Origin of the sequence: Roseicyclus persicicus (assembly GCF_012395815.1) — a bacterium.
In the GTDB taxonomy this organism is placed as follows: Bacteria; Pseudomonadota; Alphaproteobacteria; order Rhodobacterales; family Rhodobacteraceae; genus Roseicyclus; species Roseicyclus persicicus.
The window spans coordinates 85,137-99,869 of sequence record NZ_JAAZQQ010000006.1 but is presented as its reverse complement, the minus strand read 5'-3'; the positions used below and the strand labels follow the sequence as shown (position 1 = coordinate 99,869).

12 protein-coding genes are annotated in these 14,733 nt (G+C 69.4%); 6 read left to right on the top strand and 6 right to left on the bottom strand.

What is annotated here, in order from left to right; translation table 11 throughout:
- Positions 1-20 precede the first annotated feature (20 nt).
- On the bottom strand, positions 21-1,211 hold the full coding sequence (locus HCU73_RS15825) for an ABC transporter substrate-binding protein (protein WP_168624453.1): 1,191 nt from the start codon (positions 1,209-1,211) through the stop codon (positions 21-23).
- Between the two features lie 226 nt (positions 1,212-1,437).
- Here HCU73_RS15825 and HCU73_RS15820 point away from each other — a divergent pair, with 226 nt between their 5' ends.
- From HCU73_RS15820 to der, 5 genes are read left to right on the top strand one after another with little or no spacing between them, the layout of a single operon-like run.
- Positions 1,438-2,664, top strand: a complete 1,227-nt coding sequence (locus tag HCU73_RS15820; protein ID WP_168624452.1) for a urate hydroxylase PuuD — start codon at positions 1,438-1,440, stop codon at positions 2,662-2,664.
- 28 nt (positions 2,665-2,692) lie between these two features.
- Positions 2,693-3,454 carry an HpcH/HpaI aldolase family protein gene (locus tag HCU73_RS15815; protein WP_168624451.1) on the top strand — a complete coding sequence of 254 codons (762 nt, stop codon included), beginning with the start codon at positions 2,693-2,695 and terminating at the stop codon, positions 3,452-3,454.
- A complete protein-coding gene (locus HCU73_RS15810) occupies positions 3,451-4,488 on the top strand; it encodes a hypothetical protein (protein WP_168624450.1) in 1,038 nt (345 codons plus the stop codon). The genes HCU73_RS15815 and HCU73_RS15810 overlap by 4 nt, the downstream gene beginning before the upstream one ends.
- 22 nt (positions 4,489-4,510) lie before the next feature.
- Positions 4,511-4,957 carry a YaiI/YqxD family protein gene (locus HCU73_RS15805; RefSeq protein WP_168624449.1) on the top strand — a complete coding sequence of 149 codons (447 nt, stop codon included), beginning with the start codon at positions 4,511-4,513 and terminating at the stop codon, positions 4,955-4,957.
- Positions 4,958-5,011: 54 nt separating this feature from the next.
- Positions 5,012-6,481 (top strand): ribosome biogenesis GTPase Der, encoded by a 1,470-nt coding sequence (gene der, locus HCU73_RS15800; RefSeq protein ID WP_168624448.1) that lies wholly within the window; start codon positions 5,012-5,014, stop codon positions 6,479-6,481.
- A gap of 107 nt (positions 6,482-6,588) precedes the next feature.
- On the opposite strand, the gene grxD is transcribed toward der, so the two are convergent.
- From grxD to HCU73_RS15775, 5 genes are all read right to left on the bottom strand, one after another.
- A complete protein-coding gene (grxD, locus tag HCU73_RS15795; RefSeq protein WP_168624447.1) occupies positions 6,589-6,948 on the bottom strand; it encodes a Grx4 family monothiol glutaredoxin in 360 nt (119 codons plus the stop codon).
- A 15-nt stretch (positions 6,949-6,963) separates the two neighbouring features.
- Positions 6,964-7,200: a BolA/IbaG family iron-sulfur metabolism protein gene (locus HCU73_RS15790; RefSeq protein WP_168624446.1), complete on the bottom strand. Its 237-nt coding sequence runs from the start codon at positions 7,198-7,200 to the stop codon at positions 6,964-6,966.
- Between the two features lie 63 nt (positions 7,201-7,263).
- Entirely contained in the window at positions 7,264-9,423 is a 2,160-nt protein-coding gene (gene purL / locus HCU73_RS15785) for a phosphoribosylformylglycinamidine synthase subunit PurL (RefSeq protein ID WP_168624445.1), read from the bottom strand.
- 61 nt (positions 9,424-9,484) lie between these two features.
- Positions 9,485-9,961, bottom strand: coding sequence for a GNAT family N-acetyltransferase (locus HCU73_RS15780; RefSeq protein ID WP_168624444.1), 477 nt, complete (start codon positions 9,959-9,961; stop codon positions 9,485-9,487).
- Between the two features lie 226 nt (positions 9,962-10,187).
- The gene (locus tag HCU73_RS15775; protein WP_168624443.1) at positions 10,188-11,102 is read right to left on the bottom strand and encodes a LysR family transcriptional regulator; all 915 of its coding nucleotides are present in this window, start codon (positions 11,100-11,102) and stop codon (positions 10,188-10,190) included.
- 184 nt (positions 11,103-11,286) lie between these two features.
- Between HCU73_RS15775 and HCU73_RS15770 the strand changes: the two genes are divergently transcribed.
- Positions 11,287-14,694, top strand: a complete 3,408-nt coding sequence (locus HCU73_RS15770) for an indolepyruvate ferredoxin oxidoreductase family protein (protein ID WP_168624442.1) — start codon at positions 11,287-11,289, stop codon at positions 14,692-14,694.
- Positions 14,695-14,733: the final 39 nt, after the last annotated feature.

Genomic DNA, 14,733 nt, shown 5'->3' with positions numbered 1-14,733 from the left:
GTTTTTCGGTTAGATGTGGATCAGCGGAAGTTGACCGTGGCGATTTCGCCGTTCTGGATCTCGATCTCGCGGTAGTTGCCAGCCGACTCGCCGCCACCGATCAGTTCCACGGCGGTCGCGCCGACATAGTCGATGTCGGTGCCAGCCGCGATCAGCTCCAGCGCGCGGCCCAGTTCGCCCGGCAGGATCGGCTCGCCGGGAGCGTTGGCCACGTCCATGATGTGGGCAGCGTAGTCGGTCGGGGTGGTGGAGCCCGCCGCCTGCATCGCCAGCAGGATCAGCGCCGCCGCGTCGTAGCCTTCGGCCGAGAACGCCGAGGTCCCGTCGAAGCCAGCGGCTTCCGCGAGGCCGAAGTAGATGTTCGAGCCCTCGCTATCGGTGCCCGGGAACTGGCCGAACGAGCCATCGATCTGGGTGCCGAAGTTCGCCACCAGCTGTGCGCCGACCATGCCGTCCGGCAGGACGAAGGTGTCGAAGGCGCCCGAATCGAGCGCGGCCTGGATGATGCCCGAGCCGCCGCCGTCGACGTAGCCCGCGACCACGAGCACTTCGCCGCCCGCCGCCGCCAGGGCACCCACTTCGGCCGAGTAGTCGGCGCGGTTTTCTTCGTGGGACGCGACGAGCGTGACCGTGCCGCCCATTTCCTGGAACGCGGCAGCAAAGCTGTCAGCGAGGCCCTGACCGTAGTCGTTGTTGGTGTAGGTGACGGCCACCGAGGTGAAGCCGCGGTCCATGATGTTTTCGGCCATCACGACGCCCTGGCGTGCGTCGGAGGGGGCGGTCCGGAAGAACAGACCGTTGTCCTCGATGGTCGAGAGCGCCGGCGAGGTCGCGGAGGGCGAGATCATGACCATGCCGTTCGGGACGGCGACGTTGGTGAGCGCGGGGATCGTGGCGCCCGAGCACAGCGCGCCGACGATACCGTCCACGCCTTCCGCGGTGATCAGCCGCTCGGCGGCCGCGACGGACAGGGTTGCGTCGCAGGCCGAGTCGCCACGGGCCGAGGTGACGGCCATGCCGCCCAGCAGCTGGCCGCTTTCCGTCACTTCGGACATGGCGAGTTCCGCGCCCGATGCCATGCCGGGGGCCAAGGATTCCGCAGGGCCGGTAAAGCCGAGGAGCACGCCCAGCGTAACACCGCCATGGGCGTCGGCATGGGCCGCACCGGCAAGCGCCAGGGTGGCCGCAGAGGCCATCAGGATCTTCTTCATCTGTCTGTCTCCCTAGTTGGACAGTTATATCTTGTGGGGAGGGACCGTATCGCCCCGCCCGCGCGAAGAAAAGGGGGATCGGTGCCGTCCCGCGGCCGCCGCGGGCCGCCGGGGCCTGTTTCGGGGCCCGATCCGCACCGGGACGCCGTGGCTGCGTCTTGCGCAGGGTGGCGGTTTCGTCCGATGGTCGCGCCAAGACACCGGCCGACCGGACGAGGGCACGCCTATGGACATGACCATCCTCCTGCACTGGGCGGAGTTCGCCGTGCGCTGGCTGCACGTCATCACCGCGATCGCCTGGATCGGGTCGAGCTTCTACTTCATCGCGCTCGACCTCGGGCTGAACCGCGACATCCCCGGCCCGGCGGACGGCGAGGAATGGCAGGTGCATGGCGGCGGGTTCTACCACATCCAGAAATACATGGTGGCGCCGGCCGCGATGCCCGAGCACCTGACCTGGTTCAAATGGGAAAGCTACGCGACCTGGCTCAGCGGCGCGGCGCTGCTGGTGCTGCTCTACTGGGTGGGGGCGGAGCTGTATCTCATCGACTGGACGGTGATGGAGCTGCAGCCGTGGCAGGCGATCGCGATCTCGGCCCTGTCGCTGACGCTGGGCTGGGTGGCCTATGACCTGCTGTGCAAGTCGCGGCTGGGGGAAAACCCCACGCTCCTGATGCTGCTGCTGTTCGGCATCATCGTGGTGCTGGCCTGGGGCTACACGCAGGTGTTCTCGGGGCGCGCGGCGCTGCTGCATCTCGGCGCGCTGACGGCGACGATCATGACGGCCAACGTCGCCATGATCATCATCCCGAACCAGAAGATCGTGGTGGCCGACCTCAAGGCGGGCCGCACCCCCGACCCGAAATACGGCAAGATCGCCAAGCTGCGCTCGACCCACAACAACTACCTGACGCTTCCGGTGATCTTCCTGATGCTGTCGAACCACTACCCGCTCGCCTTCGCGTCGGAGTGGAACTGGCTGATCGCCGCGCTGGTGTTCCTGATGGGCGTCACCATCCGGCACTTCTTCAACACGATGCACGCCCGCAAGGGGATGCCCTGGTGGACCTGGGGCGCGACGGCGGCGATCTTTGCCGTGATCGTCTGGCTGTCGGTCCTGCCGCTGATGCGCCCCGACCCGGCGGATGAGGCGGCGCTGAGCCCCGCGCAGCACCGCTTTGCCGCCCACGCCGAGTTCACGGCGGTGCAGGATCTGGTGGCCGCCAACTGCGCCATGTGCCACGCGGCCGAGGTGTTCATGCCGGGCCTCGCGGGGGCGCCGGGGGGCGTCATGCTCGACACCCCCGCGCGCGTCGCCATCCACGCGCCCGAGATCTACCTGCAGGCCGGCGTCAGCCACGCGATGCCGCCCGGCAATTTCGCCTTCCTGACCGAGGAGGACCGGGCGCTGATCCGGCGCTGGTACCGCGAGGTCACGGGCGGGGCGCTTTGAGACAAACGGGGGCAGGGGAGGGACAGACATGCCGGCACCGAAGAACAGGCTGAAACAGGCGATGGCCGAGGGCAAACTGCTGCGCGGGCTGTGGCTTGCGCTCGGGTCCGAGCCCTTGACCGAGATCGCGGGGCGCGCGGGCTTCGACTGGTGCCTGGTCGACGGGGAACACGCGCCCTTCGACCCCGCCATGATCCGCCGCCAGATCATCGCGCTGGAAAACACCGGGACGCCGGCCATCGTGCGGGTGCCCGGCAACGCGGACTGGATCCTGAAGCAGGTGCTCGACGTGGGCGCGCAGACGGTGATGGTGCCGATGGTCAATTCCGCCGAGGAGGCGCGGGCCGCCGTGCGGGCCTGCCGTTATCCGCCGCAAGGCATCCGCGGCGATGGCGGCTACACCATGCGCGCCAGCGGCTACGGGGCGGTGCCGGATTACGCCTCGACCGCCAATGCCGAGGTCTGCGTGATCGTGCAGGCCGAAACCCGCGCCGCGCTGGACAACCTGGCCGAGATCGCGGCCGTGGACGGGGTCGATTGCGTGCTGTTCGGGCCGGCCGACCTGGCCGCCGACCTCGGCTATCGCGACAACCCGACCGCGCCCGAGTTCTGGCAGGAGATCCGCCGCGGCATCGGCGTGATCCGCGCGGCGGGCAAGGCGGCGGGCATCTTCGCCCCGCCCCAGCGCAATGCCGAGATGGTGGCGGCGGGCGTGACCGTGCTGAGCCTCGGCTCGGACGCGGCGCTGGCGACCGCGACGCTGCAGGCGCTGGCGCGGAGCGAGACGTGATCCAGCTCCGCCACGGCGACACGTGGCTCACGCTCGACGAGAGCGTCGGCAACATCCCCCTCTGGCGCGTCGGCGGGCGGGTGCCGCTCCACGCCGCGCCCTGGCGGGACGAGGCGGCGGTGCAGGGCGACCCGTCGATCCCCGCGGTCAACAGGCGGCTGGCCGGGGATTTCCTGTGCATGCCCTTCGGCCGCGACGACGTGGGCGGCGACCCGCCCCACGGCCACCCGGCGAACAGCCCGTGGGAGGTGACCCACGCCGAGGTGGCCGAGGCGCAGCTGCGCCTGACCGTTCCCGTGCGCGGCGCGACGGTGGACAAGCACGTCCGCATCACCGGCCCCGTTCTCTACCAGACCCACCGCATCGCGGGCGGGCAGGGCGCGGTCAGCTTTGCCCACCACCCCATGGCGCGCATGGCCGAGGGCGGGCGGCTGTCCTTTTCGCCCAAGCGCGCGGTCCTGACCGACCCCGAGCCGCAATACGCGGGGCATGGTCTCTGGGCGCTGAACCAGATCCAGCCCGACCTTGTGCTGCCCTGCCAGAACGGCACGGACTGGGACATCCGCACCTATCCCGCCGGCCACGCGGTCGAGGATTTCTGCACGCTCGTCGAGGCGCGCGGCGCCCGGATCGGCTGGACCGTGCTGATGCGCAACGCCGAGGACGACATGCTGGTCGTGCTCAAGGATGCGCGGGTCATGCCCGTCACGATGCTCTGGATCTCCAACGGCGGGCGCGATTTCTCGCCGTGGAACGGCCGCCACACCGGCGTGATCGGCATCGAGGACGGCTGCGCCGCGGGCGCCACGGGTCTTGCCGCGTCGCTGGCCGACAACCGCCTGACCGCCATGGGCGTGCCCACGGTGCTGCCGCTGGGCGGCGAGCATGTGCTGCGCCACGCCATGGTCTCGCTGCCGCGCCCGCCCGGCTGGGCCGAGGTGCGCGGGGTGACGATAGGCAAGGGCACCCTGACCCTGACCGAGGCCGGTGGCGCGCAGGTCGCGGTGCCCTTCGACAGCGGGTTCTTCCCATGAGTGTCGAGCCGGAGGGGCGCGCATGATTCTCGTCGATGCCGACGCCTGCCCGGTGAAGGAGGAGATCTATACCGTCGCCTTCCGCCACGGGCTGCCCGTCCGCCTCGTCGCGGGCAGCTACCTGCGCCACCCCGACCACCCGCTGATCTCGATGACCGTGGCGGGCGACGCCTTCGACGCCGCCGACGACGTGATCGCGGAGGCCGCCGCGCCCGGGTCCCTCGTCATCACCGCCGACGTGCCGCTGGCCGACCGCGCGCTCAAGGCCGGCGCGCAGGTGCTGACCCCGCGGGGCGAGGCGCTGACCCCGCAGAACATCGGCGGCAAGCTCGCCACCCGCGACCTGCTGGCCGACCTGCGCGGCGGGCTCGAGGGGCAGACCCTCGGCGGCCCGCGCCCCTTCACGAAATCCGACCGCAGCACCTTTGCCCAGGCGCTGGAACGGGCGGTGCGCGGGATCAAGGCTTGATGGCGCGCGGCCTCTCCTGTATCTGCCCGCCCTTGGCATCCCGGAATTGACCCCATGAGCTTCACCCTCGCCATCGTCGGCCGCCCCAATGTCGGCAAGTCCACCCTGTTCAACCGGCTGGTGGGCAAGAAGCTGGCGCTGGTCGACGACCAGCCCGGCGTCACCCGCGACCTCCGCGAGGGCGCGGCGCGGCTCGGCGCGCTGCGCTTCACAGTGCTCGACACCGCGGGGCTGGAAGACGCCACCGACGACAGCCTGCAGGGCCGGATGCGCCGCCTCACGGAACGCGCGGTGGCGATGGCCGACGCAAGCCTGTTCCTGATCGACGGCCGCGCGGGCATCACGCCCAACGACACGCTGTTCGCCGAGATCCTGCGCCGCTCGGGCCGCCCGGTGATCCTCGGAGTGAACAAGGCCGAGGGGCGGCAGGGCGAGGCCGGCGTGCTCGAGGCCTACGCGCTCGGCCTGGGCGAGCCCATCGCGCTGTCGGCCGAACATGGCGAGGGCCTGGGCGAGCTTGCCATGGCGCTCGCCCCGCTGATCGAGGCCGCCGAGGACAAGCTTGCGGCGGTCGAGGAAGCGGAGACCGACGTCGACATCGACGCCGATCTTGACGGCGAAGATGAAGTTCGCCGCATAACCCCTTCGCGTCCCTTGCAGATCGCCGTGGTCGGCCGGCCCAACGCCGGCAAGTCGACGCTGATCAACCGCATCCTCGGCGAGGACCGCCTCCTGACCGGCCCCGAGGCTGGCATCACCCGCGACGCCATCGCGGTGCCCGTCACCTGGGACGGCACGCCGATGCGCATCTTCGACACCGCGGGGATGCGCAAGAAGGCCAAGGTGCAGGAAAAACTGGAGAAACTCTCCGTCGCCGACGGCCTGCGCGCGGTCAAGTTCGCCGAGGTGGTGGTCGTGCTCCTAGACGCCGCGATCCCGTTCGAGGCGCAGGACCTGCGCATCGCCGACCTGGCCGAGCGCGAGGGCCGCGCCGTGGTCATCGCGGTCAACAAGTGGGATCTCGAGGACGACAAGCAGGACAAGCTCAAGGCGCTCAAGGAGATGTTCGACCTGCACCTGCCCCAGCTCAAGGGCGCCCCCCTCGTCACGGTGTCGGCGATGACCGGTCGCGGCCTCGACCGCCTCCACGCCGCGATCCTCAAGGCGCACGAGGTCTGGAACCGCCGCGTCTCGACCGCGCGGCTCAACCGCTGGCTCGCCGCCATGACCGAGGCGCATCCGCCCCCGGCCCCCGGCGGCCGCCGCATCCGCCTGCGCTACATGACCCAGGCCAAGACGCGCCCGCCGGGCTTCGTGGTGATGTGCTCGCACCCCGACAAGCTGCCCGACAGCTACAGCCGCTACCTCGTCAACGGGCTGAGGCAGGATTTCGACATGCCGGGCACGCCGATCCGCCTCTACCTGCGCAGCCAGGCCGACCAGAACCCCTACAAGGACCGCAAGAAGTCGATCCCCTCGCGGCTGACCAAGCACGTGCGCGCGGGCGCCACGAAAAAGGGCTGAGGAACCCCCCAGCCCATCTTTGCTTTCCAAGTACTCTCGGGGGAGCGCGAGGGGGCAGACAGCCCCCTCGCACGGGTCGCCGCCACAGGCGGCGAAACCGCGTCACATCACGCGTTGGCTTCCCGGATCTTGTCCGCGGCCGCCTTGTCGAAGGCGATGCCCTTGGCCTCGAACAGCTGGTCCAGCTCCCCCGACAGCGTCATCTCGGTGACGATGTCGCAGCCGCCCACGAACTCGCCCTTGACGTAGAGCTGCGGGATGGTCGGCCAGTCGGAATACTCCTTGATCCCCTGCCGGATGCCCTCGTCGGCCAGCACGTTCACGTCGGCGAACGCCACGCCCATGTAGTTCAGAACGCCCGCGACGCGGCTCGAAAAGCCGCACTGGGGCATCATCTTGGTGCCCTTCATGAACAGCACGACGTCGTTCTCGGTCACGGTCTTGCGGATGGTGTCTTCGGCGGTCATTCGGGGATTTCCCTTTCAATCCGGGGCTTTGGTGGTCAGGGCCAGGGCATGCAGCTCGCCATGGCTGCCGTCCATCTTGCCCTTCAGCGCGGCATAGACCGCGCGCTGCTGCTGCACGCGGTTCTGGCCGCGAAAGCTTTCGTCGATGACTTGCGCCGCGAAATGCGCGCCGTCGTCGCCCTCCACGGTGATGCGGGCCTTGGGGAAGGCCTCGCGCAGCATCTCCTCGATCTCGCGGGCGGTGATGGGCATGGGTGTCCTCGACTGTTCTTGTCGGAAATCTAGGCCGCGGCGCGGCGCGCCGCAAGCGCCGGCTCAGCCGAACTGCGCGGCAAAGGCGCCGCGCCAGGCTTCCGCCAGCTCAGCCAGCGGCGCCTCCGACCGCCCCATCCGCACCGCGTCGCCGCCGACCTTGCCGACGGCCTGCAGCGCCACGCCCGCGGCCCCGGCGGCCACCATCAGCGCCTCGGCCTTGTCGAAGCTGGTGGCGATCAGGTAGCGGCCCTGGTCCTCGCCGAAGAGCGTCGCGGTGTCCGCGGCGTCGAGCGTCACGCCCACGCCCGCCGCGACCGCCATCTCGAAGGCGGCCAGCGCAAGGCCGCCGTCGGACAGGTCGGTGCAGGCGGTGATCCACTGGCGGTTCGCCAGCACGAACTCGCCCGCCGCGCGCTCGGCGGCCAGATCCACCGGCGGGGCGTCGCCGTCCTCGCGGTTGAACACCTCGGCCAGCAGCGCCGACTGCCCCAGGTGCCCGCGCGTCTCGCCCAGCACCAGGAGCACGTGGCCCTCCCGCGCGGTGCCCGCGACGAGATCATCCAGATGATCGAGGAGCCCCACCGCCCCGATGGTCGGCGTGGGCAGGATCGCCTGGCCGTCGGTCTCGTTGTAGAGGCTCACGTTGCCCGACACGATCGGCATGTCGAGCGCGGCGCAGGCCATGCCGATGCCTTTGATCGCGCCGACGAACTGGCCCATGATCTCGGGCTTCTCGGGGTTGCCGAAGTTCAGGTTGTCGGTGGTGGCCAGCGGCCGCGCGCCCACCGCCACGAGGTTGCGGTACGCCTCGGCCACCGCCTGCTTGCCGCCCTCGACCGGGTTCGCCTTGACGTAGCGCGGCGTCACGTCCGAGGTGAAGGCCAGCGCCTTGTCGGTGCCGTGCACCCGCACCACGCCAGCGCCGAGGCCCGGCGCCACCACCGTGTCGGCCATGACCATGTGGTCGTACTGTTGGTAGATCCACGCCCGGCTGCAGTAGTTGGGCGCGCCGACCAGGATGCGCAGCGCGTCGATCGGGTCGACCTCGGGCACCGGCTCCAGCGCCGGGGCGGGCGGGCTTTCGACCCAGGGGCGGTCGTATTCCGGCGCCTCGGACGACAGCTTGGACAGCGGCAGGTCGGCCTTGGTCTCGTTGCCGTGGATGATGAGGAACCGGTCCTCGGGGATGGTCTCGCCCACGATGGCGAAGTCGAGGTCCCATTTCTCGAAGATCGCGCGGGCCTCGGCCTCCTTCTCGGGCTTCAGCACCATGAGCATCCGCTCCTGGCTTTCCGACAGCATCATCTCGTAGGCCGTCATCGCCTGCTCGCGCTGCGGCACCTGGTCGAGCGTCAGCTTGATGCCGAGCCCGCCCTTGTCGCCCATCTCGACCGCCGAACAGGTCAGGCCCGCGGCGCCCATGTCCTGAATGGAAATCACGGCGCCCGACGCCATCAGCTCCAGGCAGGCCTCCAGCAGCCGCTTTTCGGTGAAGGGGTCGCCGACCTGCACGGTCGGGCGCTTTTCCTCGATGGTGTCGTCGAACTCGGCCGAGGCCATGGTCGCCCCGCCGACCCCGTCGCGGCCCGTCTTGGCGCCGAGGTAGACCACCGGCATCCCCACGCCCGAGGCGGCCGAGTAGAAGATCTTGTCGGCGTCGGCGAGGCCCGCGGCGAAGGCGTTCACCAGGCAGTTGCCGTTGTAGGCGCGGTGAAACCGCACCTCACCGCCGATGGTCGGCACGCCGAAGGCATTGCCGTAGCCTCCGATGCCCTCGACCACGCCATGCACCAGCCGGCGGGTCTTGGGGTGGTCCTTTTCACCGAAGGACAACGCGTTCATCGCCGCGATGGGGCGCGCGCCCATGGTGAAGACGTCCCGCAGGATGCCGCCGACGCCGGTGGCGGCACCCTGGTAGGGTTCGATGTAGGAGGGGTGGTTGTGGCTCTCCATCTTGAAGACCACGGCCTGCCCGTCGCCGATGTCGACCACGCCCGCGTTCTCGCCCGGGCCGCAGATCACCTGCGGGCCCTTGGTGGGCAGGGTGCGCAGCCATTTCTTCGACGACTTGTAGGAGCAGTGCTCGTTCCACATCGCCGAGAAGATGCCGAGCTCGGTGAAGGTCGGCTCGCGGCCGATGATCTCGAGGATGCGGTCGTACTCGTCGGGCTTCAGCCCGTGGGCCGCGATGAGGTCGGGCGTGATGGCAGGCTCGGTCATGGCAGGGTCCCCCGTGTTGCCCGGTCTTTACGGCAGGTGCGGGGCAGGGGGAAGGCCCCCGTCACAGGGGGCGGCGAAAGGTCAGGGAGGTGGGGCGGTCGTATCCGGGGTGCGCCGTGGCCGCCGTCTGCACGAAACCCATGGCGGCAAAGGCGGCGTGGTTCTCGGTCAGCTCGACACGGGTTTGCAGCTCCAGCGCGGGCAGCCCGAGGGCGCGGGCGCGGGCCGCGGCGGCCTCGACCAGCGCGCGGGCGAGGCCCCGCCTGCGCTGCGCCGCAGCGACCGCCAGCTTGCCGATGTAGTAGCCGTCGGGCGTCGCCGCGCCGAACAGGCAGGCGACGGGCCGCCCGCCGTCGCGGACGAGGAACAGGTCCTCGTCGCCGGCCTTGCGCCTGAGGCCGTCCTGGGTCAGCGCGGTCATCGAGGAGGGCGGGTCGATCCGCCCGGCCATATAGGCGAAGCTCGTGGACAATAGTCCGTGGAGCGCCGCGTAATCGTCAAAATCGGCAGGGTTTGTTTCGACATGGGGGACAGTCATGTCAGGGGCTCCGGCGGGACCGACAAAAAAAAGGCCGAGACAAAGCTCGGCCTAAGTCCAACAGGGAGGTAATGGAACGACGATCGCTCGTCTGATGTTCCATTGATGCTGAATTAGTCAGCACCCGCGACCCGATCAAGGCAAATCACGCCGCGCCGCCGCAAAGCCGTTATGCCTGTGGCGCATAACACACAGACAGGGGCAGGGTCGGGGCCTTTGGGCGGGATCAGGTCGCGGCGTCGGGGTCGGCTTCCCTCTGGCGGCGGCGGTATGCGATGACCTCCTCGGTCACGAAATCGCGGAAAACCTCGACTCGCTTGGACTGGCGCAGCTCCTCGGGATAGGCGAGGAACACCGGCACCTCGGCCGACTGCACCTCGGGCAGGACGCGGACCAGCTTGGGGAAATCCTGCGTCAGGTAGTCGGGCAGCACGCCGATGCCCAGATCGTTGATCACCGCCTGCAGCACGCCGAAGTAGTTGTTCACCGTCAGGGTCGAACCGACGCTGTAGCTCATCAGCTCGCGCACCAGGATCGCACCCGCGCTGACCTGGGCCGAGGTCGCGTTCTGGCTGATCAGCCGGTGGCGCGACAGGTCCTCCAGCCCCTCGGGCGTGCCGTTCGCCTCGAGGTAGCGGGGCGTCGCGTAGAGGCGCATGTTGATGGTCATGAGGCGGCGGCGGATCAGGTCGGCCTGGCTGGGCTCCTTCATGCGGATCGCCACGTCGGCCTCGCGCATCGGCAGGTCGAGCAGGCGTTCCTCGAGCATCAGGTCGATCTTGAGATCGGGATATTTCTCGTAGAGCGCCGGCAGGCGCGGCGCCAGCCACAGCGAGCCGAAGCCGATGGTGGTGGTCACGCGCAGTTCGCCGAACACCTCCTCCTCGCTGTCGCGGATGCGGGCGGCGGCGGCCTCCAGCCGCTTGGACATGTGCTTGGTCGCGTCGAACAGCAGTTCGCCCTGCTCGGTCAGGATCAGGCCGCGGGCGTGGCGGTGGAACAGGATCGTGTTCAGATGCTCCTCCAGCGCGCGGATCTGGCGGCTGACGGCGGACTGCGACAGGTGCAGCGTGTCGCCGGCATGGGTGAGGCTGCCCGCGTCGGCCACCGCGTGAAAGATCCTCAGCTTGTCCCAGTCCATCGCCGGCCTCCTGTCCGGTGCGCATTTAGGGGTGCGCCAAAGCGCTTGCAAAGAGGGAATACCCGCATCGCGCGTGTTTTTTGCGACAGCGCCACCGCGCGGCGATTATATTGGACAGGTCAGCATACATGACCTATACTCCGTCGCAGATACAACGATCCACGCTGTCACGGGAGGCCCGACCATGGGAGTGCAGCAGGTTTCGCTCGACGATCGGTTCGATCTGTCGAAATCCCCAGTCCTTTTGAACGGCACCCAGGCGCTGGTGCGGCTGATGCTGATGCAGAAGGCCCGCGACCGCGCCGCAGGGCTGAACACCGCGGGCCTCGTCACGGGCTACCGCGGCTCGCCTCTGGGGGCCGTCGACATGCAGATGGCGCGGGCGAAGAAGCATCTGGAGGCGGCCGACGTGCTCTTCCAGCCGGGGCTGAACGAGGATCTGGCCGCCACCGCGCTCTGGGGCTCGCAGCAGGCGGAATTGCGGGGCGAGGGCAAGTTCGACGGCGTCTTCGGCCTGTGGTACGGCAAGGGGCCGGGGGTGGACCGCTCGGGCGACGTGATGCGCCACGTCAACATGGCCGGCACCTCGCGCCACGGCGGCGTGCTGATGGCGATGGGCGACGACCACACCGGCGAATCCTCGACCGTCTGCCACCAGTCCGACTGGGCGCTGGTCGACGTGCACATGCCGGTCCTGTCGCCGGCGGGGGTGCAGGAGATCCTCGATTACGGCCTCTACGGTTTCGCGCTCAGCCGGTTCGCGGGCGTCTGGGTGGGCCTCAAGACGATGAAGGACACGGTGGAGGCGACCGCCGTGGTCGACGGGCGGCCGGACCGCATGGGTTTTGTCCTGCCCGAGTTCCAGATGCCCGAGGGCGGCCTGAACATCCGCCTCGGCGACCACTGGATCGCGCAGGAGGAGCGTCTGCTGGAATACAAGCGCTTCGCGGCCGAGGCGTTTTCCCACGCCAACGGGATGGACCGGCGGGTGCACGGCAAGCCGGGCGCCAAGATCGGCTTCGTTGCGGCGGGCAAGAACTGGCTCGACCTCTTGTCGGCGCTGGCCGCGCTGGGGATCGACGAGGCCGAGGCTGAGCGGCTGGGCGTGACCACCTACAAGGTGGGGCAGACCTGGCCGCTCGACATGAAGGGGTTCCACGACTGGGCCGAGGGGCTGGAGTTGATCGTCGTCGTCGAGGAAAAGCGCAAGCTGATCGAGGTGCAGGTCAAGGAGGCGATCTTCGACGACCGCCGCGGCCGGCGCGTCTACGGCTACAAGAAGGGGTCGAACGGCCCCGTCCTGTTCCCTGCGAAATTCGCGCTCGACCCCGCCGACATCGCGCTGAAGCTCGGCCGCATCCTTGTGGAGGAGGGGCGCGGCACCGACCGCATCCGCGCCGGCATCGCGCGGGTGGAGGAGGCGGCGCGCGCCAACAACGCCCCCGACCTCGCCACGCGGACGCCGTGGTTCTGCTCGGGCTGCCCGCACAACACCTCGACCCGCGTGCCCGACGGCGCGCGGGCGGGCGCGGGGATCGGCTGCCACTTCATGGCCAAGTGGATGGACCGCAACACCGAGGCCTACACCCACATGGGCGGCGAGGGTGCGAACTGGATCGGCGAGGCGCCGTTTTCCACCCGCAAGCACGTCTTCCAGAACCTGGGCGAAGGCACCTACAACCATTCGGGCATCCTTGCGATCCGGGCAGCATTGGCCGCGAAGACGAACATCACCTACAAGATCCTGTTCAACGACGCGGTCGCCATGACCGGCGGGCAGCACAACGAGGGCGACCTCGACCCGGCCCGCATCGCGCGCGAGCTGCAGGCGATGGGCGTGCCGCACATCGCGCTGGTGCATGACCCCAAGGAGGAGATCGACTGGTCGGCCTTCCCCTCGGGCCTCGAACGGCACCCGCGCGATGAGCTGATGGCGGTTCAGGAGAAGTTCCAGGAGATCGAGGGCGTCTCGGCCATCATCTACGTCCAGACCTGCGCGGCCGAGAAGCGGCGGCGGCGCAAGCGCGGCAAGTTTCCTGACCCGGACCGGCGGGTGTTCATCAACACCGACGTCTGCGAGGGCTGCGGCGATTGCGGGGTGCAGTCGAACTGCGTGTCCATCGTGCCAGTGGAGACGGAGCTGGGCCGCAAGCGGGCGATCGACCAGTCGTCGTGCAACAAGGATTTCAGCTGTCTCAAGGGCTTCTGCCCCAGCTTCGTGACGCTGGAGGGCGCGAAGATCAGGAAACAGGCGACCGCCGAGGTCGACCTGTCGGGGCTGCCCGACCCGGTGCTGCCGGCGATCTCGGGCACCCACAACGTTCTGGTCACGGGGGTGGGCGGCACCGGCGTCGTGACCATCGGCGCGGTGATGGCGCAGGCAGCAGCGATCGACGGCAAGGGCGTCGGCATGATCGAGATGGCGGGGCTGGCGCAGAAGGGCGGCGCGGTCTGGATCCACCTGCGGCTGGCCGAGCGGCCCGAGGACATCTCGGCGATCCGCGTCGGGCTTGGCGAGGCGCATGCGGTGATCGGGGGCGACCTCGTCGTCACCGGCGGGGCCAAGACGCTGGGCCTGATGCGGACGGGGCAGACGGGCGCGGCGGTGAACAGCCACGAGATCATCACCGGCGACTTCACCCGCAACACGGAATTCCGTATTCCGGGCAAGGACCTGGAGGTCGCTCTTCAAGCGCGGCTGCGCGATCGGCTGGCGCTGTTCGACGCGACAGAGCTGGCGCGCATCCTGCTGGGCGATTCGATCTATTCGAACATGATGGTCTTCGGCGCGGCCTGGCAGATGGGGCTGGTCCCGCTGTCGCATGACGCGATTTCGCAGGCCATCGTGCTGAACGGCGCGGCGGTGGAGCGCAACGCGCAGGCCTTCGAGATGGGCCGCTGGGCGGTGGCGAACCCGCAGGCGGCGGCGCGGCTGCTGGCCGGGGTCGTCGTGGACAAGCCGAAGTCGCTGGAGGAAAAGATCGCGTTCCGGGCCGATCACCTGGTGGCCTACCAGGGCCGGCGGCTGGCGAAGCGGTATCGGCGGATGGTCGATGGCGTGGCCGACCCGCGGCTGAAGGAGGCGGTGGCGAAGGGGTATCACAAGCTCCTGGCCTACAAGGATGAATTCGAGGTCGCGCGGCTGCATCTCGCGACCGAGGCCAAGGCGCGGGCCGAGTTCGAGGGCGATTTCACGATGAAGTTCCACCTCGCGCCGCCGCTGCTGCCGGGGCGGGACGGGGCCGGGCGGCCGAGGAAGCGGGAGTTCGGGGGCTGGATGATGCGGGTCTACCCGCTGCTGGCCCGGATGAAGGGGCTGCGCGGGACGCCGTTGAACCCGTTTGGCCATACGGCGGAGCGGCGGATGGAGCGCGCGCTGATCCGGCAATACGAGGCCGACATGGGCACGTGGCTGCCGAAGGCGGGGCAGGTGGATGCCGACGCGCTGGTGGCGCTGGCCGAGCTGCCGCTGTCGATCCGGGGGTTCGGGCCGGTGAAGGAGGCGAACGCGGCGAAGGCGGCGAAGCGGCGGGAGGAGATCCTGGCGCGGCTGTCGGCCGGGGATGCGCCGCTGGCGCGTGCGGCCGAATGAGGGATTGCGCCGCCTTCGGCGTCGCCGGGGGGCGCGCCG

What these genes read in the sequence shown, in the direction of transcription:
- HCU73_RS15825 (WP_168624453.1), bottom strand. Translation starts at nt 1,211, where the DNA reads ATGAAGAAGATCCTGATGGCCTCTGCGGCCACCCTGGCGCTTGCCGGT.
- HCU73_RS15820 (WP_168624452.1), top strand. Translation starts at nt 1,438, where the DNA reads ATGGACATGACCATCCTCCTGCACTGGGCGGAGTTCGCCGTGCGCTGG.
- HCU73_RS15815 (WP_168624451.1), top strand. Translation starts at nt 2,693, where the DNA reads ATGCCGGCACCGAAGAACAGGCTGAAACAGGCGATGGCCGAGGGCAAA.
- HCU73_RS15805 (WP_168624449.1), top strand. Translation starts at nt 4,511, where the DNA reads ATGATTCTCGTCGATGCCGACGCCTGCCCGGTGAAGGAGGAGATCTAT.
- der (WP_168624448.1), top strand. Translation starts at nt 5,012, where the DNA reads ATGAGCTTCACCCTCGCCATCGTCGGCCGCCCCAATGTCGGCAAGTCC.
- grxD (WP_168624447.1), bottom strand. Translation starts at nt 6,948, where the DNA reads ATGACCGCCGAAGACACCATCCGCAAGACCGTGACCGAGAACGACGTC.
- HCU73_RS15790 (WP_168624446.1), bottom strand. Translation starts at nt 7,200, where the DNA reads ATGCCCATCACCGCCCGCGAGATCGAGGAGATGCTGCGCGAGGCCTTC.
- purL (WP_168624445.1), bottom strand. Translation starts at nt 9,423, where the DNA reads ATGACCGAGCCTGCCATCACGCCCGACCTCATCGCGGCCCACGGGCTG.
- HCU73_RS15780 (WP_168624444.1), bottom strand. Translation starts at nt 9,961, where the DNA reads ATGACTGTCCCCCATGTCGAAACAAACCCTGCCGATTTTGACGATTAC.
- HCU73_RS15775 (WP_168624443.1), bottom strand. Translation starts at nt 11,102, where the DNA reads ATGGACTGGGACAAGCTGAGGATCTTTCACGCGGTGGCCGACGCGGGC.
- HCU73_RS15770 (WP_168624442.1), top strand. Translation starts at nt 11,287, where the DNA reads ATGGGAGTGCAGCAGGTTTCGCTCGACGATCGGTTCGATCTGTCGAAA.